At 72.5% G+C, this 1,187-nt stretch carries 2 protein-coding genes; both read left to right on the top strand.

Annotated elements, in window-relative coordinates; genetic code table 11:
• Positions 1 to 414 (top strand): STAS domain-containing protein (locus ABZ449_RS42210; protein WP_360357498.1); only part of this gene is annotated, 414 nt, incomplete at its 5' end.
• 140 nt (positions 415 to 554) lie between these two features.
• The gene (locus ABZ449_RS42205; protein WP_360357495.1) at positions 555 to 1,169 is read left to right on the top strand and encodes an STAS domain-containing protein; all 615 of its coding nucleotides are present in this window, start codon (positions 555 to 557) and stop codon (positions 1,167 to 1,169) included.
• Positions 1,170 to 1,187 lie beyond the last annotated feature (18 nt).

Genomic DNA, 1,187 nt, shown 5'->3' with positions numbered 1-1,187 from the left:
ACCGGACCGCTGGCAACCACGCCGTGCACGCTGCCGCTGGTCGAGGTGTGCGTCACCGAGTTCGACCTGGCCTGCCTGCCGGCGACCGGGGCAGTGTTCGACCGGCTGGTGGCCCTGCGTCCCGCACAGGTGGTGGTCGACCTGTCGGGCTGCCGACACATCGACGCCGCCGCCATCGGCCTCCTACTCGATGTGCACCGGCGGCTCGCCCGGGCCGACGGGGTCCTCACCGTCCGCAACCCGAACCCGCGCATCCGGCGCATCCTGCACACCGCCCGGCTGGACCAGATCCTGCCGATTGTCGACACCGCCCCCTCGTCGCCGCCCGGCACGCCGACGGCGGAACAGGAACCCATCGCCGCACCGCCGGCGTTGGTCGCTCATGGCCGCGCCTCGGTGCGAGCCGCGACCTGACGGAGCGTCGCACCTTGCCACCTCCGGCTTAACCGCTCCCCGGGTCGCGCCATCAGCCTCGGGAGCGGCCCAGCTCCGGCTCTGCACGAACGCCGTGTCCCACCGCGCGCGAGGACACGGCCCCCGGAAGGACCAGCAGAATGACAGTTGTCCCGGACGACCACCTGATGACCCTGATCTGCGACACCTGCGGCGACTCCGTCAAGGCCACCGCGTGCGTGCTCCCCGACGCGGAGGTCGTCTGGACCCTGGTATCCGAACAGGGGTGGAGCGGTTCCCCGTTCGCCACCGGCCCGCACCGCTGCCCGCACTGCAGCCTGCTGCCGCCCGCTGGTGGCGGCCACGCGTCGTGCGGGGACCACGGTCCTGGCGGGATCCTCGGCATCGACCACGTGGACGACGTGACAGTTGTCGCCGCCGCCGGTGACGTCGATCTCGACACCGGTGACACGCTGCGCAACGCCCTGCGGCACGCCGCTGACATGGGCGGAAACATCGTGGTCGACCTGAGCCGGGTACACCTCATCGACTCCACCGGCCTGGGCCTCCTGGTCCGCGCCCACCGTGACGCCCGGGACCGTGGGGCCACGCTCTGCCTGGCCGCGCCGTCGCGGTTCGTCCGCACCGTCCTGCACACGATGCGCCTGGACGGGGCCTTCCCCATCTTCGACAGCCGCGACGACGCCCTCGCCCTGTTGTCGGCGGGTTCGGCGTCGGAGCGCACGACCTCCGCCGCGACGGCCGCCCGTTCCTGATCGACATCGATCGGCCGG

The organism is Kitasatospora sp. NPDC005856 (assembly GCF_040629945.1).
GTDB lineage: Bacteria > Actinomycetota > Actinomycetes > Streptomycetales > Streptomycetaceae > Kitasatospora.
The sequence above is the reverse complement of the archived record's forward strand: the minus strand, read 5'-3'. Positions and strand labels throughout refer to the sequence as shown.

Bases quoted from the DNA above. Each gene is read 5' to 3' on its own strand.
- ABZ449_RS42205 (WP_360357495.1), top strand. From the start codon at position 555: ATGACAGTTGTCCCGGACGACCACCTGATGACCCTGATCTGCGACACC.